The 23,198-nt window shown below is 67.4% G+C and carries 22 protein-coding genes; 5 read left to right on the plus strand and 17 right to left on the minus strand.

What is annotated here, in order from left to right:
• The first annotated feature begins 483 nt into the window (after positions 1 to 483).
• Together WG924_RS07705 and WG924_RS07710 are read left to right on the plus strand one after the other, a co-directional pair.
• Positions 484 to 2,514: a methylmalonyl-CoA mutase family protein gene (locus tag WG924_RS07705; RefSeq protein WP_345932436.1), complete on the plus strand. Its 2,031-nt coding sequence runs from the start codon at positions 484 to 486 to the stop codon at positions 2,512 to 2,514.
• 18 nt (positions 2,515 to 2,532) lie between these two features.
• The gene (locus WG924_RS07710) at positions 2,533 to 3,054 is read left to right on the plus strand and encodes a 2-thiouracil desulfurase family protein (protein WP_372044889.1); all 522 of its coding nucleotides are present in this window, start codon (positions 2,533 to 2,535) and stop codon (positions 3,052 to 3,054) included.
• A gap of 11 nt (positions 3,055 to 3,065) precedes the next feature.
• Here WG924_RS07710 and WG924_RS07715 read toward each other — a convergent pair whose 3' ends face one another.
• Positions 3,066 to 3,212, minus strand: a complete 147-nt coding sequence (locus WG924_RS07715) for a hypothetical protein (protein ID WP_345932437.1) — start codon at positions 3,210 to 3,212, stop codon at positions 3,066 to 3,068.
• Positions 3,213 to 3,462: 250 nt separating this feature from the next.
• On the opposite strand from WG924_RS07715, the gene WG924_RS07720 reads away from it, so the two are divergent.
• Positions 3,463 to 5,442 carry a BCCT family transporter gene (locus WG924_RS07720; RefSeq protein ID WP_345932438.1) on the plus strand — a complete coding sequence of 660 codons (1,980 nt, stop codon included), beginning with the start codon at positions 3,463 to 3,465 and terminating at the stop codon, positions 5,440 to 5,442.
• An 83-nt stretch (positions 5,443 to 5,525) separates the two neighbouring features.
• Here WG924_RS07720 and WG924_RS07725 read toward each other — a convergent pair whose 3' ends face one another.
• The 14 genes from WG924_RS07725 to htpX form a co-directional block, all read right to left on the minus strand.
• Positions 5,526 to 5,999, minus strand: a complete 474-nt coding sequence (locus tag WG924_RS07725; protein ID WP_345932439.1) for a DUF2000 family protein — start codon at positions 5,997 to 5,999, stop codon at positions 5,526 to 5,528.
• Positions 5,996 to 6,460, minus strand: a complete 465-nt coding sequence (locus WG924_RS07730; RefSeq protein ID WP_345932440.1) for a MarR family winged helix-turn-helix transcriptional regulator — start codon at positions 6,458 to 6,460, stop codon at positions 5,996 to 5,998. The genes WG924_RS07725 and WG924_RS07730 overlap by 4 nt, the downstream gene beginning before the upstream one ends.
• A gap of 76 nt (positions 6,461 to 6,536) precedes the next feature.
• On the minus strand, positions 6,537 to 7,226 hold the full coding sequence (locus WG924_RS07735; protein WP_345932441.1) for an NnrU family protein: 690 nt from the start codon (positions 7,224 to 7,226) through the stop codon (positions 6,537 to 6,539).
• Between the two features lie 152 nt (positions 7,227 to 7,378).
• Positions 7,379 to 7,744: an iron-sulfur cluster assembly protein gene (locus WG924_RS07740; RefSeq protein WP_229707997.1), complete on the minus strand. Its 366-nt coding sequence runs from the start codon at positions 7,742 to 7,744 to the stop codon at positions 7,379 to 7,381.
• Between the two features lie 111 nt (positions 7,745 to 7,855).
• Positions 7,856 to 8,344: a Fe-S cluster assembly sulfur transfer protein SufU gene (sufU, locus tag WG924_RS07745; protein WP_345932442.1), complete on the minus strand. Its 489-nt coding sequence runs from the start codon at positions 8,342 to 8,344 to the stop codon at positions 7,856 to 7,858.
• A 15-nt stretch (positions 8,345 to 8,359) separates the two neighbouring features.
• On the minus strand, positions 8,360 to 9,604 hold the full coding sequence (locus WG924_RS07750; RefSeq protein WP_345932443.1) for a cysteine desulfurase: 1,245 nt from the start codon (positions 9,602 to 9,604) through the stop codon (positions 8,360 to 8,362).
• Entirely contained in the window at positions 9,601 to 10,995 is a 1,395-nt protein-coding gene (gene sufD, locus WG924_RS07755; RefSeq protein ID WP_345932444.1) for a Fe-S cluster assembly protein SufD, read from the minus strand. Before sufD ends, WG924_RS07750 begins: the two co-directional genes overlap by 4 nt.
• Positions 10,958 to 11,716 carry a Fe-S cluster assembly ATPase SufC gene (sufC, locus tag WG924_RS07760; protein WP_345932445.1) on the minus strand — a complete coding sequence of 253 codons (759 nt, stop codon included), beginning with the start codon at positions 11,714 to 11,716 and terminating at the stop codon, positions 10,958 to 10,960. Before sufC ends, sufD begins: the two co-directional genes overlap by 38 nt.
• Before the next feature lie 119 nt (positions 11,717 to 11,835).
• A complete protein-coding gene (gene sufB / locus WG924_RS07765; RefSeq protein WP_372044887.1) occupies positions 11,836 to 13,290 on the minus strand; it encodes a Fe-S cluster assembly protein SufB in 1,455 nt (484 codons plus the stop codon).
• A 180-nt stretch (positions 13,291 to 13,470) separates the two neighbouring features.
• Positions 13,471 to 13,917: an SUF system Fe-S cluster assembly regulator gene (locus WG924_RS07770; protein WP_345932447.1), complete on the minus strand. Its 447-nt coding sequence runs from the start codon at positions 13,915 to 13,917 to the stop codon at positions 13,471 to 13,473.
• Positions 13,918 to 14,102: 185 nt separating this feature from the next.
• Complete coding sequence (locus tag WG924_RS07775) at positions 14,103 to 16,223, minus strand: heparinase II/III family protein (RefSeq protein ID WP_345932448.1); 2,121 nt, start codon at positions 16,221 to 16,223, stop codon at positions 14,103 to 14,105.
• 93 nt (positions 16,224 to 16,316) lie between these two features.
• Positions 16,317 to 17,066 carry a ribulose-phosphate 3-epimerase gene (gene rpe / locus WG924_RS07780; protein ID WP_345932449.1) on the minus strand — a complete coding sequence of 250 codons (750 nt, stop codon included), beginning with the start codon at positions 17,064 to 17,066 and terminating at the stop codon, positions 16,317 to 16,319.
• A gap of 73 nt (positions 17,067 to 17,139) precedes the next feature.
• A complete protein-coding gene (locus WG924_RS07785; RefSeq protein ID WP_345932450.1) occupies positions 17,140 to 18,678 on the minus strand; it encodes an RsmB/NOP family class I SAM-dependent RNA methyltransferase in 1,539 nt (512 codons plus the stop codon).
• Positions 18,675 to 19,601, minus strand: a complete 927-nt coding sequence (htpX, locus tag WG924_RS07790) for a zinc metalloprotease HtpX (protein WP_345932451.1) — start codon at positions 19,599 to 19,601, stop codon at positions 18,675 to 18,677. The genes WG924_RS07785 and htpX overlap by 4 nt, the downstream gene beginning before the upstream one ends.
• A gap of 216 nt (positions 19,602 to 19,817) precedes the next feature.
• On the opposite strand from htpX, the gene WG924_RS07795 reads away from it, so the two are divergent.
• Both WG924_RS07795 and WG924_RS07800 read left to right on the plus strand, forming a co-directional pair.
• Positions 19,818 to 20,024, plus strand: a complete 207-nt coding sequence (locus WG924_RS07795; RefSeq protein ID WP_345932452.1) for a DUF1674 domain-containing protein — start codon at positions 19,818 to 19,820, stop codon at positions 20,022 to 20,024.
• Positions 20,025 to 20,168: 144 nt separating this feature from the next.
• On the plus strand, positions 20,169 to 20,600 hold the full coding sequence (locus WG924_RS07800; RefSeq protein WP_345932453.1) for a hypothetical protein: 432 nt from the start codon (positions 20,169 to 20,171) through the stop codon (positions 20,598 to 20,600).
• A 113-nt stretch (positions 20,601 to 20,713) separates the two neighbouring features.
• Here WG924_RS07800 and acs read toward each other — a convergent pair whose 3' ends face one another.
• The gene (gene acs, locus WG924_RS07805) at positions 20,714 to 22,660 is read right to left on the minus strand and encodes an acetate--CoA ligase (RefSeq protein ID WP_345932454.1); all 1,947 of its coding nucleotides are present in this window, start codon (positions 22,658 to 22,660) and stop codon (positions 20,714 to 20,716) included.
• Positions 22,661 to 22,814: 154 nt separating this feature from the next.
• Positions 22,815 to 23,198: a Rieske (2Fe-2S) protein gene (locus tag WG924_RS07810; protein ID WP_345932455.1), complete on the minus strand. Its 384-nt coding sequence runs from the start codon at positions 23,196 to 23,198 to the stop codon at positions 22,815 to 22,817.

Here is a 23,198-nt window from a genome sequence, read left to right on the forward strand (position 1 = left end):
CCGGGGCGCTCTGAACTGTCGTAACCGCACGTATTGTTCGTGCGTTGGCCTGGTTCTGCTAGACTGCCGGCCCGGACACCCCGCCCTGGCCCGCCATCCCTGTCGTTCATACTGTCCTGTCGTTCATGCCGTCCTGTCGTTCATGCCGGACAGCGTCGCCCCATCCGACATTCCCCGCGTCCGGCATCCCCGCCCGGCGCATCATGGCCGCCGGCCACCCGCGGGGAGACGGGCGGATCGGCAGGGCCGGTACGGAACCGGTGGGGGCAGCGGCTGGTTCAACCGCCTGCGGGAGCGCCATGCGCGGTACGGTCGCACGCAGCGGCCCGATCACGACCGGCGCTTTCCCGGTTGCCGTTCATGATTTTCCGGATATAAGGGATTTTCAAGCCCTTTTTTGCGGCGCAAAATATGGGCTTATTTCCAATGGGGCGCCCTTAGGGTAAGATTCGACACAGAACCCCGCCAGGACAGGACGAAAAGATGCCGAAACAGCCAATTTCCGCAGCGGAACAGGCAAACAGCGCCATGCCGCGCCGCGATAAACCGTGGCTGATGCGCACCTATGCCGGCCATTCCTCCGCCGAGGAGAGCAACACGCTTTATCGGACCAATCTGTCGCGCGGCCAGACCGGCCTGTCGGTCGCCTTCGACCTGCCGACCCAGACCGGCTATGACGCCGATCATATCCTGGCCCGGGGTGAGGTGGGCAAGGTCGGCGTGCCGATCGGCCATATCGGCGACATGATGACCCTGTTCGACGGCATCCCGCTCGACCGCATGAACACCTCGATGACGATCAACGCGACCGCCGCCTGGCTGCTGTCGCTGTATATCGCCACCGCCGAGCGTCAGGGCGTGTCGCGGGCCAGCCTTCAGGGCACCACCCAGAACGACATCATCAAGGAATATCTGTCGCGCGGCACCTATGTGTTTCCGCCCAAGCCCAGCCTGGGGCTGATCGCCGACACCATCGCCTTCACCTATCGGGAACTGCCCAGGTGGAACCCGACCAATGTCTGTTCCTATCACCTTCAGGAAGCGGGGGCCACGCCTGAACAGGAACTGGCCTATGCGCTGGCGACCGCGATCGCGGTGCTCGACGAGGTCCGCAATGGCGGCCAGGTGCCGGCGGAAGATCTGGCCCAGGTGGTGGGGCGGATCAGCTTCTTCGTCAATGCCGGGGTGCGTTTCGTCACTGAGCTTTGCAAGATGCGCGCCTTCACCGAGCTTTGGGACGAGCTGACCCTTGAACGCTATGGCGTGACCGACGAGAAGTTCCGCCGCTTCCGCTATGGCGTGCAGGTGAACTCGCTGGGCCTGACCGAGCCGCAGCCTGAAAACAACGTCTATCGCATCCTGCTGGAAATGCTGGCGGTGGTGCTGTCGAAGAACGCCCGCGCCCGCGCCGTGCAGTTGCCGGCCTGGAACGAGGCGCTGGGCCTGCCCCGCCCCTGGGACCAGCAATGGTCGCTGCGCCTGCAGCAGATCGTGGCGATGGAAACCGACCTGCTGGAATATGGCGATCTGTTCGACGGCTCGCCCGTGGTGGCGGCCAAGGTCGGCGAATTGAAAGAGGGCGCCCGCGCCGAGCTTGCCCGCATCGACGAGATGGGCGGCGCCGTGGCGGCGGTGGAAAGCGGCTATATGAAGCAGCGGCTGGTCGAGGCCAATGCCAACCGGGTCGCCGCGATCGAGAACGGCGAGCAGATCGTCGTCGGCGTGAACAAGTTCGTCGAGACCGCGCCCTCGCCGCTGACCACCGGTGCAGATGGCAGCATCATGGTGGTTGATGAAGGGGTTGAGCGCCGACAGATCGAAAAGCTGCGCGCTCATCGCGAGGCCCGCGACGCCAAGGCCGCCGAGGCGGCGCTGGGCGAGCTTGCCCGCGCGGCCAAGGAAGGCCGCAACATCATGGAAAGCTCCATCGCCTGCGCCCATGCCGGGGTGACGACCGGCGAATGGGCCGGCGCGCTGCGCGAGATTTTCGGCGAGTATCGCGCCCCCACCGGTGTCGGCGGCAGCGTGGTGGAGGCGCGCGGCGATCGCAGCCAGACCAACAAGGTCCGCGAGGCGGTTGACGCGCTGTCGGCACGGCTGGGCCGGCGGCTGAAATTCCTGGTCGGCAAGCCGGGCCTCGACGGCCATTCCAACGGCGCCGAGCAGATCGCGCTCAAGGCCCGCGATTGCGGTATGGAGGTGGTTTATGAAGGCATCCGCCTGACCCCCGCCCAGATCGTCAACGCCGCCCTTGAGGAAAGCGTTCATGTGGTCGGCCTGTCGATCCTGTCGGGCAGTCATAACGAGCTGGTCGCCGATGTCATGCGCCGCATGGCCGAGGCCGGGCTCGACGACGTGCCGGTGATCGTGGGCGGCATCATCCCCGACGAGGACGCGCGCAAGCTGAAGGCCGCCGGTGTCGCCCGGGTCTACACCCCCAAGGACTTCGAGATCACCCAGATCATGGCCGACATCGTGGCCCTGGTCGACGGGCTGACCCGAGAGGCCGCCTGATCCGGGGGGATATCGACCGTGGCAACACCGCCGCCAACACTGACACCCGTCTTGATATCGGCCTGCCTTCTGGGCAGGCCGGTGCGTTTCGATGGCCGAGGCGCTGCCCGGCCGCATCCGCTGATCGACCGGCTTCAGGCCGCCGGGCGGCTGATCCCGCTCTGCCCGGAAATCGCCGGCGGGCTGCCGACCCCGCGCCCGCCGGCCGAGCTTGTGCCAACCGGGCATGTGACCGATGGCGCGGGCGGGCGGGCGGTGATCGACGCGACCGGTGCTGATGTCACGGCGGCGTTCGCGACCGGCGCCGCGCTCGCTGTGGAAACCGCGCGCCGCGCCGGGGCGCGACTGGCGCTGCTGAAGGCGCGCAGCCCCTCATGCGGCGCGGGGCTGGTCTATGACGGCAGTTTCTCGGGCCGGCTGATCGCGGGCGACGGGTTGACGGCGGCCGCGCTGAGCGCCGCCGGCATCATCGTTTGCGCCGATGACGATCTGGACCGTGCCACCGGGCTGCTCGCCGAGATTGACGGCGACAGCGCCTGAGGGGCGCCGCCTTACTTGGTTTCCACCGACAGGCTGCCCTCGCCGACATTCACCTCGACGCCACTGGTCTTCTGGCTTTCCTGATAATACTGATAGCCAAGTCCAATCGCCGCGACGGCAAGAACACCGATGACGACATAAAGAATATTCCGGTTCATATCGATATAACCTCATTGTATTTTGCCTGGCGGATGCCAATGGCACTTTCACTGGCTCTTATGACCTCATGAAATGACTATGATGTCAATCAGACGTAACCTGTCTGGGCACCCGACACCAAATGGACACCAGTCGTGTCATTCGCGGGCGCGGCCAGCCGATGCTGCGACATCATGACACATCAGTTGTCGCATGGTGGCCCACGTTCCTGTAGCGTTATGGCGGAGCGCCACCATGCAGGACAAAATCATGCAACGGATGACGATCAATCCGCCGGTATTTTTCGGCGCCGCCTTCATCATTCTGGTCTTCGTGGCATCAGGGGCCGCGATGCCCGAGACACTCGAATCCTTTTTCAGCGTCTTACAATCTGAAATCCTGTCGCGATTCGGCTGGTTCTACATCCTGTCGGTCTCGATCTTCGTCGGTGTGGCGCTGTTCATGGGCATCAGCCGATTCGGCCGGCTGAAGTTGGGACCGGACGATTCGACCCCCGATTTCCGCTACACCTCGTGGGTGGCGATGCTGTTCGCGGCCGGCATGGGCATCGGTCTGATGTTCTTCGCGGTCGGCGAGCCGATGACCCATTTCAGCAGCCCGCCGGTGGTGGAGCCGCGATCCTTCGATGCCCAGCGCTCGGCGATGAACATCACCTTCTTCCACTGGGGCCTGCATGCCTGGGGCATCTATGCGATCGTCGGGCTGTCACTGGCCTATTTCGGATACCGGTACAATCTGCCGCTGACCATCCGCTCCGGGCTCTATCCGCTGCTGAAGGAGCGGATCAACGGCCCGATCGGTCACGCGGTCGACATCTTCGCGATCTGCGGCACGGTGTTCGGCATCGCCACCTCGCTGGGTTTCGGCGTGCTTCAGATCAATGCCGGGCTCAACCATCTGACCGGACTTGAGGTTTCGTCCACCGTGCAGGTGGTGCTGATCGCCGGTGTCACCTGTGTCGCCACCCTCTCGGTCATCAGCGGCCTGGACCGCGGCGTGCGCATCCTCAGCGAGACCAATCTGGTGCTGGCGGTCACGTTGATGCTGTTCGTGCTCGCCGTCGGCCCCACCACCTATATCCTGCGGGCCTTCGTCCAGAATATCGGCATCTACCTGGACAATTTCCTGATCAAGAGCTTCAACCTTTATGCTTATGAGCCGCGGTCGTGGATCGAATCCTGGACGCTGTTTTATTGGGCATGGTGGATTTCCTGGTCGCCCTTTGTCGGCATGTTCATCGCCCGCATCTCGCGCGGGCGAACGGTGCGCGAATTCGTGGTCGCGGTGCTGTTCGTGCCGCTGGGCTTCACCTTCCTGTGGATGACCGTGTTCGGCAACACCGCCATGTATATCGACACCATGGTCGCCGACGGCGCACTGGCCGCGGCGGTGGCCGATGACCTGTCGGTGGCGCTGTTCCGCTTCCTGGAATATCTGCCATTGAGCAGCATCACCTCGGTGCTGGCGGTGTTGCTGGTGACGGTGTTCTTCGTCACCTCGTCGGATTCAGGCTCGATGGTGGTCGACACCATCGCCGCCGGCGGCGCCACCGATACGCCGGCGCTGCAACGCGTGTTCTGGTGCGCGATGGAAGGCGTGGTGGCAGCGGTGCTTCTGCTGGCCGGCGGGCTCTCGGCGCTTCAAACCGCCACCATCGCCAGCGCCCTGCCCTTCGCCGTGGTGATGCTGCTGCTGTGCTGGGGGCTGTTCCGGGGCATGACCGCCGATCTGGCCGGCATCTCGGCGCCGGCCGCCGTGGCGATGCCGGCGGTGGAGGTCGGCTGGAAACGCCGGCTGGCCCACATCCTGCACACGCCCGACGAAGCCGACATCCGCCGCTTCATCGACACCACCGCCACCGAGGCGCTGGCGGCCGTGGCGGCGGAGCTGGAGAGGAGCGGCCGCGCCGCCACCATCGAACGCGACGCCGAGACCGGCATCGTCAGTCTGGTGGCGCCGGCAGAAGGGGTGCGGAACTTCCTCTATGGCGTCGGGCTCGCCTCCCATAAGCTGCCGGCGATGACCGTCATGGATGCCACACGCCCCGAATTGCGGCACGAGGCGCGCACCATATTCAGCGATGGCAGCCGTGGCTATGACGTCTATGGCCTGACCCGCGACCAGTTGATCGCCGATGTTCTGGTCCAGTTCGACCGCTATCAGACCCTGGTCCAGACCCCGCGCGCGGCGCTGTTCGCGGGCGCCCCGGAACAGGATCTGCCGGCCTGACCGGGTGCCTCCGCCCCGGCCATCCGCCCCGGTCATCCGGCGCGGCCGGGGCGCGCCCATCCTCCCCACGGATGCAAGCGTCCTCACGGGTGCATGCGCGCGCCCTTGGTGATCCGGTCGACCACGCGGCGCTCGGCGCGCAGGCCCAGCCCCACCACCCTGGCCGTGTCGGGGGCGTGTTCGGCGAAGACCGCGCGGTTGGCGGCGTCATGGCCGGTGCTGAACATCTCCTCGATATACAGCGCCGTCGCCACGCCGCGTTCCAGGCTGCGACGGTGGATGGTGGCCATGGTCGCCGCATCCGCCGCCAGCACGATCACCGGCTGGACCGACAGGCTTGAATGAACATGGCCGGCGGCATCACGATAGGGCGCGCCGATGATCTCGGGGTTGGCGCCGACCACGCCGCTCATCAGAAAGGCGGTCACGTTCAGCTTCTGCCACACCGCCAGATCCTCGCGGATCACCAGAGCGATCTTGGTGTCGAAGACCAGCGCGCGCTCCGGGGCGGCATCGTTATCGGCGGGGGCATCGGGTGCAGGGGTCGCGGCAGTCATGGGCCGGTATGCTCCGGATCAGTGGGTGACAGGCCCGCAAGCTGGCGCAGCAGCGGCCACAGCCGCACGGCACCGGCGCCCAGCAACGCGCGGACATCCTGGTTCAGCGCCGCCATCTCGGCCTGTAACACCGGTCGCAGCGCCTCGGCCGCCGGTGTGGAAGACAGGCGGTTGACCCGACGGTCGCGCGGATCGGGCCGGCGGACCACCAGCCCCTGCTTCACCAGGCGCTCGATGACGCCGGTGGCGGTGGCACTGTCCAGCACCAGCCGCTGGCCGATCTCCACCCCGTTCAGGCCGTCATGTTCCCACAACACCTGAAGCACGGCATATTGCACCGGGGTCACCCCATGGGGCGCCAGCCGGTCGCGTGCCGCCCGGCTCACCGCCTGCGCGGCCTTGCCGGTCAGAAAGCTGATGCAGTCCTCGATCCGATCCATGGCCGGAAGACTGGCATGCATGTATCTCGCATACGAGTCATTTATCGGAAAAAACGGCCGCGGCCCATGATCGCGGCCCCGGCTCAATACAACCGTCTCAATACAATGCCACCCCGGCGATATAGCGGTGACCGGCGAACAGGGCCGCATAAACCACCAGCGCCACCAGCCAGCGCCACCAGGCGATTTCGCCGAACGCGCCCTTGGCGCGGCCGCTGAACATGGCCGCGAAAGGCACATAGGAACTGGTGGCGGTGAACATGGCCCACGACACCGGCACCGCGCGGCGCTTGCGCATCTCGATGAAGCGCGTGCCCACGAAACCGACCAGCAGGATCGTGCCGGCCATGATGGTGGTGGCAAGGTCGCCATTGGCCAGGATATGGGCGACCGCCCAGATCATGATCCCCCACATCACCGGGTGGCGGGTGATCTTCAGCACGCCCACAGCCCGCATCGCCCCGGGGCCGCCGGTGTTGCCGTCACTGCCGGCCATGGTCGGGTTGCGCTGGGTCACGCCCAGCACCAGAAACAGCACCGACACCAGCATCAGCAGAAAGGCCAGATGCCGCGGGGCGCCGGTTCCGTCCCATAATGGGATATAGGGCGCCGAGGCATAGCCCCAGATCATGATGCCCAGCGCGAAGATCGCCACCATCGAATAGGCGGCGCGATAAGGGCCTTCCTCCAGCGACCGCACCAGACCGGCGCGCACCGATGGTATGCCCGGCACCAGATGCGTGATCGCGAACAGCGCGGCGCCGATGGCGAGACCGATAAGTTCCATTGTGATGAGACCTTCCCCGCCTTTTCCCCGACGCCAGCATGACCGGGACCGGCCCCGGGTTCAATCCCGCATCATGACAGCGGGGCCGGGGCTGGCCCGACCGGTGCAGGCCGGGAGAGATCGGGGCCGGGGAGGCGCGGTTGGCGGCAGGATCAGAACATGTTCAGTTCCAGCCGGGCATCCTCGCTCATCAGCTCGGGCGTCCATGGCGGATCCCAGACCACCTCGACCGTCACATCCGACAGCCGGCCGATGTCGCGGACCTTGGTCTCGATCTCCACCGGCAGGCTTTCGGCCACCGGACACATCGGCGAGGTCAGGGTCATCCGGATATAGGCCTGATCGCCGCCATCGATCCGGACCTCGTAGATCAGGCCCAGATCATAGATGTTCACAGGGATTTCAGGATCATAGCAGCTACGCAGCACGTCGATGACCGCCGTTTCGAGGTCGCCGGTGCCGACGTCGCCGCCGGTCTGTGTACCACCGCTGTGGATGGTCGAGGTGTTTTCGGTCATATCGCCTGCTTCCGTTCAAAACCCGTCGTCATCACGTCGCCCATCTGTGCGGGCTTGGTCTGGTGTGGTCGGGCGCACCGCCTGTCGGTATCGGTGGCCCGTCCTGTCCACTCATTCGGTGCTGACACCACCACCGCCACCGCCCAGCGCCCTGGCCAGCGTGTGCCAGGGCAGGGTCGCGCATTTCACCCGGCTGGGAAATTCACGCACGCCCCCCAACGCCGCCAGCACGCCCAGCACCGCCTCGACCTCCGGGTCGTCCAGCGCCCGCGGATCGATGCCGGTCACCAGATCGCGAAACCGGGTGAACAGCGTCGCGATCTCGTCGCGGCTCCGGCCCAGCACCGCATCGGTCATCATCGACGCCGACGCGGTCGAAATGGCGCAGCCCCGCCCCTTGAAGGCGATCGCCGCCACCCGGTCGCCATCCATCCGCAGATCCACGGTCACCTCGTCGCCACACAGCGGGTTGTGACCATGGGCCGTGGCATCGGCCGGATCCAGCCGGCCGGCATGGCGCGGGTTGCGGTTGTGGTCCAGGATCACCTGCTGATACAGCAGGCGCAGATCGTCATCCAGTGCGGCAGCATCGGCCGGCATCGCGGCGGTCCTTCCTCAGCCCATGAACTTCACGACCTTGCGCAGGCCGTCGACCAGAGCATCCACTTCGTCCCGGGTGTTGTACATGCCGAACGATGCCCGCGCCGTCGCCGGCACGCCGAAGCGCACCATCAGCGGCTGGGTGCAGTGATGGCCGGTGCGCACCGCCACGCCCTGCTGATCCAGGATGGTGCCGATGTCATGCGGGTGGATGCCGTCGATGGTGAACGACACCACCCCGGCCTTGTCGCGCGCCTCGCCGATGATCTTCAGCCGGTTGATCTCGCACAGTCGTTCATGGGCATAGGCGGTCAGATCATGCTCATGGGCCGCGATCGCGCCCACGCCGATGCCCGCGATATAATCCAGCGCGGCCGCAAAGCCGATCGCGCCCACGATATGCGGGGTGCCTGCCTCGAATTTCGCCGGCGGCTCGGCATAGGTGGTCTTCTCGAAGGTCACCGTCTCGATCATGTCGCCACCGCCCTGCCAGGGCGGCATCGCCTTCAGCAGCGGCAGCTTGCCGTACAGCACGCCGAAGCCGGTCGGGCCATAGGCCTTGTGCGACGACATGGCATAGAAATCGGCATCCAGCGCCTGAACGTCCACCGCCAGATGCGGCAGCGCCTGGGCGCCGTCGATCACCGCGATCGCGCCGGCCGCGTGGGCCGCCTCGATCATCCGCCGCACCGGCAGAATGGTGCCCAGCGCGTTCGAGACATGGGCGACCGACATCACCTTCACCCGGCCGCTTCCGATCAGCCGGTCGAATGCCTCCTGGTCGACCTCGCCCCGGTCATCCACCGGCACCACCACCAGCCGCGCGCCGGTGGTCTCGGCGATCATCTGCCAGGGCACGATGTTGGAATGATGTTCCAGATGGGTGATCAGGATCTCGTCGCCGGCCTTGAGATTGGTCCGGCCCCAGCAATGCGCGACCAGATTGATGCTCTCGGTCGTGCCACGGGTGAAGACGATCTCGTTGGTCGAGGCGGCATTGATCCAGGCGCGGGTGGTCTCGCGCGCCGCCTCATAGGCCTGGGTGGCCTTTTCCGACAGATAGTGCACACCGCGATGGACGTTGGCATAGCCGGTCTCATACACCGCCCGCTCGGCATCCAGCACCTGGCGCGGCTTCTGCGACGAGGCGGCGTTGTCGAGATAGACCAGCGGCTTGCCGCGCACCTGGGTCGCCAGGATCGGAAAATCGGCGCGGATCCGCGCCACGTCATACAAGGGCCGTGTCGTCTGGTCGGTCATGACGCTGTCGCCTCCTTCACGACCGCGTCGGTCAGCACGGTCTGGGCCATATGGCGGTCGACCCAGCCCGAGACCTGCGCGCGGAAGTCTTCGAAAGGCAGGCGGTCGACGATCTCTTCGGCGAAGGCGCGGGTCAGGATCCGACGGCCCTCGGCGGCATCCAGGCCGCGGCTTTGCAGATAGAACAGTTCCTGTTCGGAAATCGCGCCGACGGTGGCGCCATGGGCGCATTTCACCTCATCGGCATGAATTTCCAATTCCGGCTTGGGCAGGATCTCGGCGGTGCGCGATGCCAGCAGATTGCGGCTCGACATCGACGCATCGGTGCCGACGGCCCCCGGCAGCACATGCACCCGGCCGCAGAAGATGCCACGCGCGCGGCCACCGGCAACACCCTTCCAGGTCTGCGACAGCCGGCCGTCGCGGTGGCGATGCTCGACGTTCGACCGGGTGTCGGTCTGCTGTTCGGCGCCGATCGCGAACAGCCCGTCCAGCGTCGCCGTAGCTCCGCGCCCATCCAGCATCACATCGACGCCGTGGCGCGACAGCCGGGCGCCCAGATCGATCTGGATCACGTTCAGCGTCGCGTCGTCGGCCACCAATGCCGCCAGCCGGTCGATATGAAAGGCCGCCTCGCCGCTGGTCTGCAACCGGATCAGGTTCAGACGGGCGCCGCGCGCCAGCCGGATCTCGATCACCGCGTTGACGAAGGCGGTCTCACCCGCCAGGCCCCGCCAGTGCTCGATCACCGTGGCCCGGGCATTCTCGGCCAGATCGATCACGATCCGGGGTTGCGCCACCACGGGGGTGCGCGGGCTCAGCGCGTGATGCAGCAGATGCACCGGGCGGGACAGGTCAACCCCGCGCGGCACGATCACCGCCGCGCCATCGGCCAGCGCCGCCTGATTGAGCGCGGCGAAGCCGTCGGCCTCACCGCGGGCAATCCGGCCCAGCACCGGCTCGATGCGCCCGGCATCTCCGGCAATCGCGTCGGCCAGACCCGACACCCGGACGCCCTCGGGCAGATCGCCCACCGCCGACAGATCGGCGGAGAACCGACCATTGACCATGGTGATCCGGTCGCAATCGATGCCCTTGGGCACGATCGGCATCAGATGCGCCCAGGTCAGCATCGGCACGGCGCCCTCGCCGGCCGTGAAGCTCTGGCCATAGAGCGCGTTCAGCCGCAGGTTCCGCCAGTCCTCGGCGCGCGGGGTCGGCAGGCCCAGCGCGCGGAAGCCGTCGCGGCCCCGGGCGCGCAGCGCTTCCAGCCAGTCGGGACCGCCATGATGGCCCTGGGCCGCGATCAGCATGTCCAGCTTGTCAGGGGTGGCATCCAGAACCGCCATGGTTTCAGGCCCCCGCGCCGGTAAGCTCGTCGATCCAGCCATAGCCCTTTTCCTCAAGCTCCAGGGCCAGCGACTTGTCGCCGGAACGCACGATCCGGCCATGGGCCAGGACATGCACGAAATCGGGCACGATATGGTCCAGCAGCCGCTGGTAATGGGTGATCATGATGAACGACCGCGCCGGATCGCGCAGGGTGTTCACACCGTCGGCCACCGCCTTCAGCGCGTCGATGTCCAGCCCGCTATCGGTCTCGTCCAGGATACACAGCTTCGGCTCCAGCACGGCCATCTGGAAGATCTCGTTGCGCTTCTTCTCGCCGCCCGAGAAGCCGGCATTCACCGGCCGCTTCAACAGGCTTTCGTCCAGATGCACGATCTTCAGCTTCTGGCGGACCAGCTTCAGGAACTGGATCGCGTCCAGTTCCGGCAGGCCCTCATGCTTGCGCCGGGCATTCAGCGCCATCTTCAGCAGATAGGTGTTGTTCACGCCCGGGATCTCCACCGGGTACTGGAAGGCCAGGAACACGCCGGCGCGGGCGCGCATCTCGGGCGCCATCTCCAGCAGATCCTGCCCCATATAGGTGACGGAGCCACGGGTGACCTCATAGCCGTCACGGCCGGCCAGAATATGCGACAGGGTGCTCTTGCCGGCGCCGTTCGGCCCCATGATCGCGTGCACCTCGCCGGGCCGCACGTCCAGGTCCAGGCCGCGCAGGATCTCCTTGCCGTCGACGCGGGCGTGCAGGTCACGGATGATGAGCATAGTGTCCTCGAACAAGGTCGTCAGGCCGGCGACCGGCGCCGGCATGGATCAAAACTGGCAGCGCGTGGCGCGCGGGCCGGATCGGATGGATGAACCGCATGGCGGCGCGGGCGCCGGCCTCAGCCGACGCTGCCCTCAAGCGTGATGCCCAGAAGCTTCTGCGCCTCGACCGCGAACTCCATCGGCAATTCCTTCAGCACGTCCTTGCAGAAGCCGTTGATGATCATCGACACGGCATCCTCGGCCGACAGCCCGCGCTGCATCAGATAGAACAACTGATCGTCGCTGATCTTCGAGGTCGTGGCTTCGTGCTCCACCTGTGCCGTCGGGTTGCGGCTCTCGATATAGGGGAAGGTGTGCGCGCCGCAATCGGGGCCCAGCAACAGGCTGTCGCACTGGGTATAGTTGCGCGCGCCCTCGGCGCCCTTCTGCATCCGCACCAGACCGCGATAAGTGTTCTGGCCGCGGCCGGCGGAAATCCCCTTCGAGATGATCGTGCTGCGGGTGTTGCGGCCGATATGGATCATCTTGGTGCCGGTATCGGCCTGCTGGGCGTTGTTCGCCACCGCGACCGAATAGAACTCGCCGATCGAGTTGTCACCCTGCAGGATCACGCTGGGATACTTCCAGGTGATCGCCGATCCGGTCTCGACCTGGGTCCAGGAAATCTTGGAATTGGCGCCACGGCAGGCACCGCGCTTGGTGACATAGTTCAGAATGCCACCCCGGCCCTCGGCATCGCCCGGGTACCAGTTCTGGACCGTCGAGTACTTGATCTCGGCGTCCTTCATCGCGACGAGTTCCACCACCGCCGCATGCAGTTGGTTCTCGTCGCGCATCGGTGCCGTGCAGCCTTCCAGATAGCTGACATAGGCGCCTTCCTCGGCGATGATCAGCGTCCGTTCGAACTGGCCGGTGCCGGCGGTGTTGATCCGGAAATAGGTCGACAGCTCCATCGGGCAGCGCACGCCCTTCGGCACATAGACGAAAGTGCCGTCCGAGAACACGGCGGCGTTCATCGCGGCATAGAAGTTGTCGCCGACCGGCACCACCGAGCCCATATATTTCTGGACCAGTTCGGGATATTCGCGCACCGCCTCCGAGAACGAGCAGAAGATGATGCCCATCTCCTTGAGCTTGCCCTTATAGGTAGTGGCCACCGAGACGCTGTCGAGCACGGCATCGACCGCGACATTCGACACGCCGGCCAGAAGCTCCTGTTCTTTCAGCGGGATGCCCAGGCGCTCATAGATCTTCAGCAGTTCCGGGTCGACCTCGTCCAGGCTCTGCGGCCCATCGGTCTTCGGCTTGGGGGCCGAGTAATAGATGATCGACTGGAAATCGAGCTTGGGCTTCTTCAGGAAAGCCCAGTCGGGCTCCTCCATCGCCAGCCATGTCTTGTAAGCCTTCAACCGCCATTCAAGCATGAAGGCGGGTTCCTGCTTCTTGGCGGAAATCACGCGGATGACGCTCTCGTCGAGTCCAGGCGGCACGTTGTCCGCGTCGATATCGACGTGAAATCCTTCCGCGTACTCCCGGGCGACCAGCGCCTCGACTGCGTTCTTGCTCGTCATCACTCGTCCTCCGCGCGCCCGTTCGTTTGTGCCGGCCCGTCATCGGGCCGCGGGTCGTCGCACCTAGAGAGCAGATCCTGATCAGGTGGACCCACCTGATCAGGTGAACATGCTCGTTCAAACAAAACTCGTCTCGTCACCACCGCCCAGACGGCCGGCGGCCAATCTCGTCCACGCCCCTTAGACCTCAGCCTCGGCCAGGGCCGGCATCGTTGGCGCCGCCGGGGTATCGAGCGCCATGTCGGCCAGGCTGATACCTTCCAGCGCGCGGGTGATGGCCCGGTTGATCCGGATCCAGTTGCCGCGGGTCTGGCAGACGCTTTCCTGCCGGCAGGCGCCGGGATGTTCGATGCATTCCATGATCGCCACCGGCCCTTCCAGGCTCTCGACGATGTCGACGACCCGGATCTCGGCCGCGGGCCGCGCCAGACGATAGCCGCCATGGGCGCCGCGATGCGAGATCAGCAGCCCGTCGCGGGCCAGGGTCTTGGCCAGCTTCGCGACCGTGGGCGCCGGGATGTTCAGCTCATCGGCAAGCTCCGTCACCCGGTGAACCCGGTCGGGCGCATGGGCGATGTGGGTCAGCACCACGATGCCATAGTCGGTCAGTTTGGCGATTTTCAGCATCGAGCCATCTTGAGGGGGGTGAGCCAGCGAGCCGGGTGAGCCAGCGAGCGGGATGAGGCGGGGGCCACGGCCATGCAATCAGGACCGCACAAGTCCTATATCGGTGAAACCCCGGCGGATGGCAAGGCCAATCGACGTGAAAAAGCCCGGCGCCGCCGGGAAAAAACCCGGACCGGCGGCCGGGTTCACGCTGATGCAGGCGGTTCGCCGGCGCCCGGGCGTGTGCCCGGCGGGACAGCCGGCTCAGGCGGTCCGGCCGCATCCGGCACCGGTGTGCCGGCCCTGGCACCGCCGGCTGCGCCGCGCACATCCTCGATCCGCGCCGGGCGGGTGTCGAAGCCGGGGCCAGTCGCGGCGGCATTGACCCGCGCATCCCCCTCGGGTCGCGACTGCACCTGCTGGAATGCCCAGCGGATGCGGGTCTCGGGCCCCTCGGTCACGCCGCTGACCACGATCTGCTGGGCGGCGCGCACCCGGCCGCCCTGGCCCATATGAACGCTGTCCTCGATCGCGATCGAGGCGCCGTCGGCCCGGACATACCAGCCGGGGCCACGAACCGGCCGCACCAGCACGGCGGCGCCGCCCTGAATGGGCGATGCCTTGGCGGCCGGATGCAGATGAAAGCGCAGCGCGAAGCGCGACGGTGCCGCCGTGTCGTCGGCCCCGGTTGCCGTGAACCGGTCCTCACCGCGCAGATCGTCGCCATCCGGGCCCAGATACAGCCGCCGGCTGTGGACCAGCCCGTGATCGCGGAAGCCGTGATGGCTGAATTCCAGCCATTGCGCGCCTTCGTCGTCGCGGCGGTCGACCACAACCGGCGGCGTGTCGCGGCGCTGGCGGCGGTCGCCGCTGCCGGCTTCCACCCGCACCGGTCCGGTCTCGTCGATCGTCACGCCGGAATGGGCGGCGGCCTGGGTCACCGCCTGCATCCAGGGGCCGGGCCGGGCGACATAGGCGCCGCAATTCACCACCAGCCGTTCGCGGCCGGTCGACATCTCGAACGATCCGAACCCGGCAAAGCCGGTCTGGCCGGCGCGTGGCGGCGCCGGCAGGCCCAGATCGACCAGAACCGTGGTGCGGCGCGCGGCCAGCCGCTCGAACCCGCCGATGCGGCCATCCAGGCGGTCCATGCCCCGGGGCGGGATCTGACCCAGCACGGCATCGACCTCGGCCGCCGGAATTTCCGGCGTGCCGTTGAACAGCGCCAGCACGCCGTCGCGATGGCGCATCAGCCGCAATGCCGCTGCCAGCCGCGACATCGCGTCGTCGAACTCGCCCGGCATGTTCAGATGATGGGCGGCGGCAATCGCCTTCAGTTCCACCAGATCCGACAACAGTTCCAACTGACGGGCGGGAGACCGCGAGCGATGCACCCCGTCCTCGTGGATCTGCCGGCCCAGCGCCAGGGCCAGTTGTCGGGCAATTTTTGTAAGCTTGCGGCGGCCGGCGCCAAGGGCGGCGCGGCCCATCCACAGGCCCCGCAGCGCCTGGATGCGCTCCACACCGTCCAGCCCGCGCCATTTCACCATCCGCTCCAGCCGATCGGCATGCTGACGCATAGCAGCCATCAGGCGGCGGTCGTCGGTGCGGGCGGCCTGCAGCGTGTCGTCGTCGGCGTCGATCAGAAAGCCCGCATGCAATGCGAATGCAGCCAGCCGGCGCCCGGCGATGCCCGGCGACCACGTATAGGGCTCGAAGGCAGCGCGATCGGCGGCGATCCATTCCGCAACCAGGGCACGGGCCAGCGCGCGGGCGCGGGATGCGTGGCTGCCCGCCACCGCCCGCAGGTCGTCCATCCAGGTGAAACCCTGCCAGGCGACCAGCCAGGCATCGGATGCTTCGTCCGGCAGCCAGTCGGGGCGCGACAAAGCCGGCGGCGGCGGCATGGCCGCAACCGGCGGCGGCGGCACGGCAACGCTGCCTCCTTCCAGCAGGGCCGCATCCTCAGGCAGGGCGGTATCGTCCAGAAACGGGTCCGGCGCCGGCAGCACCGGCGGCGGCGGTGTCAGCTCGATATCGGGCTCGTCGGCGCCACGACCGGCGGCATCGTCATCGGCGGGGGTATACGGGTCGGGGCCCAGCTTGTGGGTGGCCTCGACCACCTGTCCCGCCAGATGAAATCGGCCCTGAACCATCTCCACCCCGCGATCGGGGTTCCCGGGACGCACCGGCACCAGCACCCGCCCGATACGGCCGCGGGCATCGGGCAGGGGCGCCACGAACCAGCGATGGGCCAGCGCCCTCAAACGGTCGCCGGCGCCGGGCAGCGGACTTCCGGACGGCGGCATGCGCGTGGTCGCGGCCATGGACCTCGGGTCTCTCGATTGTGAAAGGGGCTGGTCAATGATGCCGGCGGGTGCAGCCGGGGTCGGCGGTGGGCGGGCGCGTGGGTGGTGGGCTCAAGCCCCCTGCCGGCCGCGGTCGGCGCCGGCACGGAGCCTGGCGATATTGTCGGCATAGGCAGCGGCCCCGCCCTTGAAGGCGGCGGAGCCCGCCACCAGCACGTCGGCGCCCGCCGCCGCGACCAGGGCAGCGGTCTCCGGCGTCACGCCGCCGTCGACCTCAAGGTCGATATCGCGTCCGGTGGCGTCGATCCTGGCGCGCAGGATCCGGATCTTGTCCAGTTGCGACGGAATGAAGCTCTGGCCGCCGAAGCCCGGATTGACGCTCATCACCAGCACCAGATCCAGGTCGGGCAGCACATAATCCAGCACCTCGGGCGGGGTCGAGGGGTTCAGCGACACCCCGACCTTCGCCCCCAGCGACTTGACCAGTTGCACGGTGCGGTGCAGATGCGGCCCGGCCTCGGCATGAACCGTCACGATATCCGCCCCGGCCTCGACAAAGGCCGCGATATAGGGGTCGACCGGCGCGATCATCAGATGCACGTCGAAGACCTTCTTCGACCATGGCTTCAGCGCCTTGACCACCATCGGGCCGATGGTCAGGTTCGGCACGTAGTGCCCGTCCATCACGTCGACATGGATGTAATCGGCCCCGGCCTCGTCGATGGCCTGCACCTCGGCGCCCAGCCGGCCGAAATCGGCCGACAGGATCGATGGCGCGATCCGGATCGGCGCCCGGCTGGGAGTTGCGGCCGCGGCGTGATTGAGGCCGGCGCGGGCGGGGCTGGCTGGTGCCTCGGTCATGGGTCTTGAAGCCTCCGGCGAGGATACCGTGATCGGCGGGGCAGCCGATCACGGCCTGTTGACGTCCTTGGTATCAGCTATCGGCGCGCCGCCGCAAGCGGACGGCGAAAAACCCGTCCATGCCGCCCGCGTCGGCCAGCATGGCCGGTGTCGTGCGCAACTCGCCCAGCGCGTTCACCGCCATGCCCATGCGTGCCGGCAACTCGTCGGCCACCAGCGGCACCCGCTCGGCATTCAGCCCGCGCTGCAACGCGCGCGCGACCAGCGCCTCGCCCTCGGCCGCCTCCAGCGAACAGGTGGCATAAACCACCAGCCCGCCCGGCTTGACCATGGTCATCGCCGCGGTCAGCAGATCTTCCTGCAGCGCCGTCAGTTCCGCCACCTGATCGGGACGCTTCGACCATGCCAGATCGGGGCGACGACGCAGGGTGCCGGTGCCGGAACAGGGCGCGTCCAGCAGCACCGCATCGGCCAGAGTCTCGGGCTTCCAGGTCAGCAGATCGGCGGTGACCGAGGTCACGGTCAGACCCAGCCGCGCCATGTTCTCGTCCAGCCGCATCATCCGGCGCGGATTGCGGTCGACGGCGGTGACCACGGCACCGGCGGCGGCCAACTGCGCGGTCTTGCCACCGGGTGCGGCGCACAGGTCATAGACGACCTTGCCGCGCACATCGCCCAGCAGCATCGCCGGCAGGGTCGCCGCCAGATCCTGCACCCACCAGGCGCCCTCGGCAAATCCCTCCAGCCGGTCGACACCACCCTCGGCGCGCTCGATCCGCACCGTGCGGGCACCGACCGCCCGGCCACCCAGGCGCTCGGCCCAGGCGGCGACGTCACGCGGCTTCGCCACACAGATATCGATCGGCGGCTCGCGCAGCAGCACCTCGGCGATCGCGTCGGTGGCCTCGACGCCGTAAGACGCCTCCCACGAGGCGCGCAGCCAACGCGGCAGGTTGTCACGCACAGGGCTGATGCCATGGCGCTCGGCCAGCGCATCGCCCTCGGCGGCGATCCGGCGCAGCACCGCGTTGACCAGCCCGGCCAGCCCGCCCAGGCCACCGGCCTGCGCCAGACACACGGCATTGTCGACCGCGGCGTGGTCGGGCGTGTTCAGCACCCGCAGATCGGCGATGCCCAGCCTGAGAACATGCATCGCCTTCTCGGGCGCCGGCCGGTCCATCACCGTCGCCAGCAGCCGGTCGAACTCGCCCTTGCGGCGCAGCACCGTCGCCACCAGCATCCGGGCATGCCCGCGCGCGCGCGGGTCCAGCTTGTGGAAACCGGCATGGGTGGCGATGGCGTCGTCCAGCGGCCGGCCGTCATCCAGCACGTCCATCAGCAGCTCGGCGGCGACAGCGCGCGAGGGCGTCGGCTCGCGGAAGCTGCGCGCGCCTTCGGCCGCGCGGTCGCGCTGGGCACGATAGCGGTCGTTGCGGGACTTGCCGCCCTGAATGCGGCCATCGCGTTCACCCTGATAGGTGCGATCGGTGCCCTGCGGGGCCGGGTCCTGGCGGCGGCCATCCGGCCGGTGACCCGTGCCGCGGCGCGCGTCGGCCCCCTGCCGCGGGGCGACAGGGGGCCGCTGGCCCGAACGGTCCTGGGGCCCGGTCAATTCCACGGCCCCCGGCTGGCGCGGCTGGAACCCCACGGGCTGGGGGTCGCGGTGGCGGTGCGGGCGGCGCCCGCCCCCGGCACCATGGCACGCAGGCGCGCCACCCGGTCGGCAGTGGTTGGATGGGTGCGGAACATGCTGTCGATGGCGTTTGATTTCAACGGGTTCACAATAAACAGATTGGCCGAGGCCGGGTTGTGTTCGGCGTGGCCATTGACCACGCGGCGAGAGGCGTATTCCAGGCGCTCCAGCGCCGAGGCCAGCCAGTCGGGCCGGCCACAGATATCGGCGCCGATGCGGTCGGCTTCATATTCACGCGACCGGCTGATCGCCATCTGCACCAGCGCCGCCGCGAACGGCGCCAGCAGCGAGACCAGCAGCACCCCCACGAAACCCAGCGCGTTGCCATTGCCGTTCTCGTCCCGCGATCCGCCGAAGAAGAACGCGAAATTGGCCAGCATGGCGATCGCGCCGGCAATCACCGAGGTCACGGTCATGATCAGGGTATCGCGGTTGCGGATATGGGCAAGCTCATGGGCCACGACGCCTGCGACCTCATCGGGCGACAGCGCCTGCAGCAGCCCGCGCGTCACCGCCACCGCCCCCTTTTCAGGCGATCGGCCGGTCGCGAAGGCGTTGGGCTGCGCCTCGTCGATGATATAAAGCGTCGGCATCGGCAAGCCGGCATTGGCGGCCAGCCTTGCGACCATCGCATGCAGATCAGGCGCCGAGCGCTGGTCCACGGGCCGCGCGCCATACATGCGCAGCACCATCTTGTCGGCATTCCACCAGGCGACGCCGTTCATGACCACGGCGATGGCCAGAGCCACCATCATGCCGCCGCCACCGCCGATCAGATAGCCCACGGCCATGAACAGCCCGGTCATGGCCGCAAGCAGCAAAGCCGTTCGGATATGGTTCATCGGAGGGTCCAGCCCAGAGAAGGTCCAGCCGGCTGCGCGGCCAGCCCCGATACCGGAATTGATGTCCGGGGGGATGCAGTGCCCGGATGCCTGACATCCGCAGAAGCCCGGCCTATCCTGACATCTGCAGACGCCTGACATATATGGACATCGACCATGGCTTCAAGCGAAACCGCCGCCCGTCGGGCGCATGCCTTCCATGAGGAACCGGACACCATGACCGACAAGACCCCGGCCGCCCCGGCCAGCCCCGCCATCGCACCGGCAGGCGATGCCGCCCCGACCCTGCCGGCCGGTATGCCCCGCCCCGCCGCGGATGCCGCCACGGATACCCCCCGCCCGCGCGAGACCGGCGGCCCCAAGGGCCCCGATCCGGTGCGCTATGGCGATTGGGAGCGCAACGGCAAATGCGTTGATTTCTGATCCGGTCGACCGTCGTTCATGACCGCCGCCGCGGAGGCGGCGGCGCGGCGACCGGCTGTGGCATTCTGCCGCATGGCACCATCGGCCCGGAGAGGCCGCATGCCATGCGTCAGGTCACAGCACAGCCGAGAGGGCGGGCTTTTCATGAACAGCACCAGAGATGTATCGCGGGGACAGGGCCAGCCGGCCATGAACCCGCTTGCGGCCTTCCATCTGCGCGCCGCCGCCGTCTATGCCGTGATCGGCATGGTGGCCGGCATCACGATGTCGGCCACCCATCAATTCGAATATGGGCCCGCTCATGCCCATCTGAACCTGCTGGGCTTCGTGGCGGCGGCCCTCTATGGCCTGCTGCTGAAGGATCGCGCGGATCTGGCCGCCACCCGGCTGGCCCGGCTGCATGCCGGGCTCGCCCATGCCGGCATGGTGGTGATGATCGCGGGCCTGGTGATCCTGTTCTCGGGCAATCCGGGGCTGGGCGAGCCGCTGGCCAAGATCGGCAGCGCCGCCGTGGTTCTGGGCGCGGTCCTGTTCGTGGCGCTGGTGTTCCGTGCCACCGCGCGCCGGGCGGCCTGAACCGTCATCCGCCAGGCACAATTGGGTCGGGGCACAAGTGGGTCGGGGCACAAGAGAGCCGGGGCGCGCCTCGCGATGCGCGCCCCGGCCCTGTGGCTCGCCGGCCCGGTGGCTCAGTTGCCGTTCATCCGGTTGCCGACCAGATCCTCGACCACGCTCGGATCGGCGAGGGTCGAGGTGTCGCCCAGCCCCTCATGTTCGTTGGCGGCGATCTTGCGCAGGATGCGGCGCATGATCTTGCCCGACCGGGTCTTGGGCAGGCCCGGCGCCCACTGGATCAGGTCGGGGGTGGCGATCGGGCCGATCTCGTTGCGCACCCAGGCGACCAGTTCCTTGCGCAGCGCCTCGCTGGGCGTCTCGCCCGATTTCAGGGTCACATAGGCATAGATGCCCTGGCCCTTCAATTCATGCGGATAGCCCACCACCGCCGCCTCGGCGACCTTGGGATGGGCGACCAGCGCGCTTTCCACCTCGGCCGTGCCCATGCGGTGGCCCGAGACGTTGATCACATCATCGACCCGGCCGGTGATCCAGTAATAGCCGTCCGCGTCGCGCCGGCAGCCGTCGCCGGTGAAATACATGCCGGGGAAGGTGCTGAAATAGGTCTGGGCAAACCGTTCATGGTCGCCATAGACCGACCGCATCTGGCCGGGCCAACTGTCGGCGATGCACAGATTGCCCTCGCAGGCGCCCTCCAGCGGCGTGCCCTCGTTATCCACGATCACCGGCTTCACCCCGAACAGCGGCAGGGTGGCGGAGCCCGGCTTCAGATCGGTGGCGCCGGGCAGCGGCGCGATCATCAGACCGCCGGTCTCGGTCTGCCACCACGTGTCGGTGATCGGGCAGCGGCCATCGCCGACCACGTCGTAATACCAGCGCCAGGCTTCCGGGTTGATCGGCTCACCCACCGATCCCAGCAGGCGCAGGCTCTTGCGCGACGACCGCTTCACCGGCGCCTCGCCCTCGCGCATCAGCGCGCGGATGGCGGTCGGCGCGGTGTAATAGATCGTCACCCCGTATTTATCCACCACCTCCCAATGCCGGCCGGCATCGGGCCAGGTCGGCACGCCCTCGAACATCAGGGTGGTGGCCCCATTGGCCAGCGGGCCATACAAAATATAGGAATGCCCGGTCACCCAGCCGACATCGGCGGTGCACCAGTAGACGTCATCATCCTTGATGTCGAAGACATATTTATGGGTCAGCGCCGCATACAGCAGATAGCCGGCGGTGGTGTGCAGCACGCCCTTGGGCTTGCCGGTCGAGCCCGAGGTATACAGGATGAACAGCGGGTCTTCGGCGTCCATCGGCTCGGCCGGGCAGTCGTCGGACACATCCGCCATCGCCTCGTGCCACCAGATGTCGCGGCCGTCCTTCATGGCGATATCGCCGCCGGTATGGCGCACCACCACCACCGCCGTCACATCCGGGCAATGGTCCAGCGCCTTGTCGGCATTCACCTTCAGCGGCACCTTGCGGCCGCCGCGCAAGCCCTCGTCGGCGGTGATCAGCACGGTCGATCCGCAATCGGTGATCCGGCCCGACAGGCTGTCGGGCGAAAAGCCGGCGAACACCACCGAATGCACCGCGCCGATGCGCGCACAGGCCAGCATCGCCACCGCCGCTTCCGGGACCATCGGCAGATAGATCGTCACCCGGTCGCCCTTGGCGACGCCCTGCGCCTTCAGCACATTGGCGAAGCGGCGCACCTCGGCGGCCAGTTCCGAATAGCTGATCCGGCGGCCCGGGGCCTTCGGATCATCGGGCTCCCAGATGATCGCGGTCTTGGTGCCACGGGTCGCCTCGTGGCGGTCCAGGCAGTTCTGGGCGATGTTGATCTGCCCGCCCTCGAACCAGCGGATCGAGACATCGCCGGTGAAGTCGGTGTTCTTGACCCGGTCCCAGGGCCTGATCCAGTCCAGCGCCTGGGCCTGTTCGGCCCAGAAGCCGTCGGGATCGTTGATCGAGCGGGCATACATCTCGTCATAGCGGGCCTTGTCGATCAGCGCATCGCGCGCGAAGGCCTCCGGGACGGGATAGACGGTTTTCAGGTCTGACATGGGCTAGGTTTCCCCCTGGATCGGATTCCCTCGCGGCCGCGGGTCAGGCGGCAGCGGTTCTGCGCATCCGGTTCGCGCCGGATGTCTGATGTGTTCCGGCCATGTCCGGACGCGGCCCCATGTGGACCCCTGCCCGGTCATCGCCATCAAGCCTTCAGGGCGACGGGCGCCCCGGATCGAGCGCGTGCACAACGCCCTCGTCGTCCAGTTCGATGGCCAGCGCCGTCAGCCTCAACCCCCGGCACGGCCCCGCCACGCACAAGCCGTCATCCGGCCGGAAGCGGGCACCGTGCAGGGCGCAGATCAGCAGCTCGCCATTGCGGTCGAAGAACCGGTCCGGCGTCCAGTCCAGCGACACACCGGCATGCGGGCAGGCATTCTCATAGGCCAGCAGCCGGCCCTGCCAGCGGATCACGAACACCCGCAGCTCTTCCGGCATCCGGCCGAATACGAAACCGCGGCCACCGCCCTCGGGCACCTCCTCCGCCGGGCACAGCCGCAGGCGTCCGGCGGGTGTGCTGTCTGCCATCGCGGTCAT

Source organism: Tistrella arctica (assembly GCF_039630945.1).
GTDB lineage: Bacteria > Pseudomonadota > Alphaproteobacteria > Tistrellales > Tistrellaceae > Tistrella > Tistrella bauzanensis.